Raw genomic sequence first — 4,211 nt, forward strand, 5'->3', positions numbered from 1 at the left:
GGCGGCGGCTCGGGCGGTGGCGGCTCAGGCGGTGGCGGCTCGGGCGGTGGCGGCTCAGGCGGTGGCGGCTCGGGCGGTGGCGGCTCAGGCGGTGGCAGCACCCCAGCGGACGCAGCGGGCCTGGCGGCCGGCGGCAGCTCAGGCGGTGGCGGCACGAGCGGCACGAGCGGCACGAGCGGCATTGCGGCCGGCGGCAGCCCAAGCGGCGTAGCCAGCTCGTCGCCGGTAGCAGCTTTGCCGGACGCTGCGCCGGTAGCAGCTTTGCCGGACGCTGCGCCGGAGGGCTCCACGACGACGGGTAGCCCCGGCCTTCGCCCGGCACAGGCCGACCGCAACTAAGCGATAGCTGTGGTCAAGGGAAAAGCGGCCTCGGCCGCTTTTTCCATGGCAAAAAATGTTCAGGCAACAAATGTGCCGTCACTTCATTGAACCCTTTGCTCTGGTCGAAGTTCAAGTACTGGTAAACCTGGTTACCGCCAACCGCATAGTGCCGCACCTGCTGGCCGGGGCCGATGCGGCGCTGCTGCAGGCACCGGTGAATGTGCTGCGCCTGAGCCTGCACCCCAAGGGCTTCGCGCCAAATCCCCAGCCTGACACGGTGGCGCGCCCACCGCTTCGAGCGCCTGCGCCAGAAAATCACCGTCACGGCTGCCCCTGTGCGGGTTGATTTTCTCGAAGAGCTCAAGGCCTACCCTGTGCCTGAAAGCGCCGCCAGCCTTGATGGCGCAGACCGGAAGACATTAATTTGCTACTTATTTGATAGCTTCACGCGCCCATTTTTATTTGTCTAAAGGCAATGCTGGTCATTTAAGCGTTACCACCCCGTTCGGGCTGAGCTTGGCCTGTCCTGAGCTTGTCGAAGGGTCGAAGCCTGTTTGCACTGTGACGACCCTTCGACAAGCTCAGGGCGAGCGGTTAAGTGACGTGTATTGGGTCTAAAGGCCTTTTTTATTTAAGAAATGGTAACTGCTCAGCACCCACCAGAGCATGAGAGACAATCCGACGGGATGAAAAACCTGCCAGCGCCTCGCGGGAGGCCAGAGTGGCCACAGCGGCAACATCTTGTGCCAAAGCGTCCACGTCGATCAAGCTATCACCCTCAATCCCGTGCCTTGCTGGCCCCGGAGCCCTGAGTTACAAGCTACAGATCAACTATTGAGCATCCCAATCCCGCGCGCGGGATTGGGATGCTCAATAGTGGGTGTTACGCCATGCTTTGCTGCCACATCGTAGGCCGAGGTGAAGACTTCAGCGACTGATTTGACTTCCGGCAGGACATAGACCACTCCGTAGCTGGCGTTGAAGGCGGGCTTGAGCACGTTGTCGAAAAACTCAACCGGCATGTTGATGCAGCCGTAAGAAATCCGGTTGTCCTCCGTAGTGGGCGAAGCCAGGCGCTCCAGCCGGCGCTGACTGGGCTCCACAGTACGCACACGATGCATGGAAACTGCCGCATCATAGTCGACCCAGACCACGTCTTCGCCTGAGGCATTGCGACCGGACTCACCCATGAAGCGACCGGCCGATGTGGTGCGCTCGTGCGGCTGCACCTCGGCTATGGGCCGCCTGCCAATGCCGGCAACAGCCTCATCGCCGATGGCTGAACCGATCAGCACCGGCGTGGCACCGCGCAAATTGCCCGAGGAGTCAAACACAAACACCCGGGTATTTTTCTTGTCGATGATGACGAAAAAAAGTTGGCTGTTGTCGCCGGAGTCAACTACCCAGTTCGCTATATGCCGCACCTCCGCCGAAGCCTCTTCGCCCAGAAAGTTTGCAAACCGCGGCGCTTGTTGCGTCTGCGCCGCGCCTGTCGCAGGCCCAGGCAGCGCCACGCCTGTCGCAGGCCCAGGCAGCGCCACGCCTGTCGCAGGCCCAGGCAGCGCCACGCCTGCTGCAGGCTCGGGCAGCACCGCGCCGCGGTACGGGTACGGCGGCGGCAAGGTCAGCGCCAGAATGGCGAGGCCCAGCAAAACGCCCTGCTTCAGACCGTCAAGCAACTCCCTCTGTCCAGAACGCGAAGACGGCCGCTGGAACTGCTCAGGATCGGAGCCTGGTGGCGTAGCGTACTGCATGATGAATCGCCCTCTGCGGAATGATCTTCACAACAAGCCGCAATGGGCCGCAAAGTTCACGGCCTGTGCTCGTGTGTGGACCCGCAGTTTGTAGTAGATGTGTTTGATGTGGGTGTTAACCGTCTGGCAGCTGATCATCAGTCGCAAACCGATCTCGCTGCTGGTATAGCCAGACGCCACCATCTTCAGCACGTCTTTCTCGCGGTCAGAGAGCTTGTCGTTGAGCTCCACTGCACGGTGATGGCCAGCCTCCTGTGTATGGTCCAGCCTGTGCAGCAGCCGCCGTGCCAGGTTGGGCGTGATCGATGCACCGCCGTTGACCACCTGAAGTACGGCCTGGGGAAAGTTGACGAACCAGGAGTTTTTGACGAGGTAGCCCTTGGCACCCAGCTCAAATGCGCGCAACGCGTGCTCCTCATCTTCCATGGCCGAGATCACCACGGCCTCGGCCATGGGGCGCAGGGTTTTCATGTGCTCGATCAACTCGAGTCCGCTGCCGTCCCTGAGCCGGAGGTCGACCAGCATGACGTCAAACTCGTACCGCGAAATCAGGCGGAGCCCCTCGTGCATGCTGCTCCCCTGTGCCAGGAGGGTGATGCGCAAATCGCCAAGGAGTTCCTGCGAGATGACGTTGCGCATGCAAGCGTCATCGTCAATCAGCAGGACCCGTACGGGCTTGTCGGGTTGGCCCACCAGAAAATTGGGCCACATCAAAGGGGCAGCGTCATGCGCTGAATGCGCTGCCTGGGCATGACTGCCCTTGGTCAGCGATGTCAGCATGGTGTCGGCCTCTATGAAGTGTTCCATATTTCCCCTCTCTCTCAGACGGGATGCCTTGCTTCTGCCAACCGTTCGAGGTGCCTTGAATGCACCTTGCTCGTGTTGCTGTAAATACATTTTGAAACAATCGATCTCGCTTTTCCAGCTATTTATTTAGTTTTTTAGAAAATAAGAAACAAATTAGTGACAAATTTGGCGAGTGTTTTATTTGGTTACACTTGATGCGCTTGGGTATTACCAAGTTCCGTCGTGCCTGCGGTTCTACCAATTGATAGCACGGTGGCGCACCGCGGCGGCTGGCTCAGGTCGGCCGAAAACGCCTATGAAATTCGCGGCAAGACCTTGGGTATCGTCGGCTATGGCTCCATCGGCACGCAGCTGTCGGTGCTGGCAGAAGCGCTGGGCATGCAGGTGGTGTTTTTTGACGTGGTCAGCCTGCATGTGCCCGAAACCCAGGCCACGCAATGGATGATCGGCCAGGCAGAGATTGCCGCGATGAAGCCGGGCAGCGTGCTGATCGGCGCACTCCGACATGGCGCTGGCCAAACTCGCCAAAGTGCCCGGCACCATCCGCAGCCGCGTTCTTTTTTAAGCGGCGTCCGTGGTGGCGAGCATCAATGCGCTATCAAAACAGTAGCTGTCTACGCAATATTAACAAGGGCAGGCAGCACTTTTTATCAGAACCCCATTTCAAACGGCTCTCTGTCCTGATGAGGTTTTCCCGCTTTCGAGCAGCCACTTCGCCACCTCCGCCCCTGCTCCATCAGCGTGGCTCCTTCCGGCTCAAGGGCAGACGGCTTCGACGTTGTTACCGTCGGGGTCGATCAGGAAGGCCGCGTAGTAGGTCGGGCTGTAGTCGGGGCGCGGGCCGGGGCCGCCGTTGTCGCTGGCGCCGGCTTGTCTGCCCGCCTGGTAGAAGGCTTTCACGGCCTGGTGGTCGGCCGCGCGGAATGCGATGTGCGTGCCGGGGCTTTTGCTGCCATTGGCGGCGTAGAGCCACAGCGCAGGCGCGCCGGGCGGGCCGATGCCGGCGTAGCTGTCGTCGTGGGAGCCCAGCACATGGCCCAGCGGTGCGAGCGCGGCTTCGTAAAATCGGATGCTTGCGGCGAGGTCCTTGACTTTCAGTCCGATATGGTCGTACATGGCGATGACTTTCTGCTTGATGGGTTAGGGCCTGTTCACACTAATTGTGGAGGATGCGTTGCGAGCCAAAAAGGCCATGAGCAAGGCGCAAAACGCCGTCGGGGTAGGCCCCCGACAAGGCTTTGCAACGCCGCGCATGGCCTTTTTGGTCGCAACCCGAAGGGAAGGGGTCCCATCGGGCGCAACTCGGCGTTGCCTACCTTGCCCGCACAT

At 60.7% G+C, this 4,211-nt stretch carries 4 protein-coding genes and 2 pseudogenes; 2 read left to right on the top strand and 4 right to left on the bottom strand.

What is annotated here, in order from left to right; genetic code table 11:
* Positions 1-339: pseudogene (locus tag V6M61_RS15515) on the top strand (hypothetical protein); the annotation flags it as partial.
* A gap of 13 nt (positions 340-352) precedes the next feature.
* Here the strand turns inward: V6M61_RS15515 and V6M61_RS21045 are convergent.
* The 3 genes from V6M61_RS21045 to V6M61_RS15530 form a co-directional block, all read right to left on the bottom strand.
* Complete coding sequence (locus V6M61_RS21045; protein ID WP_442957790.1) at positions 353-646, bottom strand: hypothetical protein; 294 nt, start codon at positions 644-646, stop codon at positions 353-355.
* 502 nt (positions 647-1,148) lie between these two features.
* Complete coding sequence (locus tag V6M61_RS15525; RefSeq protein ID WP_332777484.1) at positions 1,149-2,000, bottom strand: hypothetical protein; 852 nt, start codon at positions 1,998-2,000, stop codon at positions 1,149-1,151.
* 102 nt (positions 2,001-2,102) lie between these two features.
* Complete coding sequence (locus V6M61_RS15530) at positions 2,103-2,786, bottom strand: response regulator transcription factor (RefSeq protein WP_332777486.1); 684 nt, start codon at positions 2,784-2,786, stop codon at positions 2,103-2,105.
* Positions 2,787-3,116: 330 nt separating this feature from the next.
* Between V6M61_RS15530 and V6M61_RS15535 the strand changes: the two are divergent.
* Positions 3,117-3,386 (top strand): annotated as a pseudogene (locus V6M61_RS15535) (NAD(P)-dependent oxidoreductase); the annotation flags it as partial.
* Between the two features lie 252 nt (positions 3,387-3,638).
* Here the strand turns inward: V6M61_RS15535 and V6M61_RS15540 are convergent.
* Complete coding sequence (locus tag V6M61_RS15540; protein ID WP_332777485.1) at positions 3,639-3,998, bottom strand: VOC family protein; 360 nt, start codon at positions 3,996-3,998, stop codon at positions 3,639-3,641.
* Between the last annotated feature and the right edge of the window lie 213 nt (positions 3,999-4,211).

The sequence above is a fragment of the Polaromonas sp. genome, assembly GCF_036676035.1.
Taxonomy (GTDB): domain Bacteria; phylum Pseudomonadota; class Gammaproteobacteria; order Burkholderiales; family Burkholderiaceae_C; genus Polaromonas.

What these genes read in the sequence shown, in the direction of transcription:
- V6M61_RS15540 (WP_332777485.1), bottom strand. Translation starts at nt 3,998, where the DNA reads ATGTACGACCATATCGGACTGAAAGTCAAGGACCTCGCCGCAAGCATC.
- V6M61_RS15530 (WP_332777486.1), bottom strand. Translation starts at nt 2,786, where the DNA reads ATGTGGCCCAATTTTCTGGTGGGCCAACCCGACAAGCCCGTACGGGTC.